Source organism: Dellaglioa sp. CoH-57-MRSF-19, from assembly GCF_056781975.1.
The window spans coordinates 1-267 of record NZ_JBXAXW010000279.1; the positions used below are offsets into that span (position 1 = coordinate 1).

At 71.9% G+C, this 267-nt stretch carries 1 protein-coding gene; it reads left to right on the top strand.

Annotated features, from left to right (window positions below; all coding sequences use genetic code 11):
* Window positions 1–188 (top strand): DUF6049 family protein (locus tag AC1RO3_RS09230; protein ID WP_481764123.1); only part of this gene is annotated, 188 nt, incomplete at its 5' end.
* Between the last annotated feature and the right edge of the window lie 79 nt (window positions 189–267).

The window sequence follows — 267 nt, forward strand, 5'->3', positions numbered from 1 at the left end:
CCGTCGACCTGCAGCTGCGCACCCCGTCCGGCGTCGATATCGGGCGGAGCGAGACCGTCGAGGTGTCGGTGCGCGCCGAATGGGAGTCGGTGGCCCTCGTCATCCTCACCGTCCTCGTGTCCGCCCTCCTCGTCCTCGGCGTCATCCGGACGGTCCGACGGCGCAAGCGGATGCCGGTGGCCCCCTGATGGCCGGCCTCGGACGCGCGAGCGCCACCGTCGCCGCCGGCACTATGGCGTCCCGCATCACGGGACTCATCCGCAACAT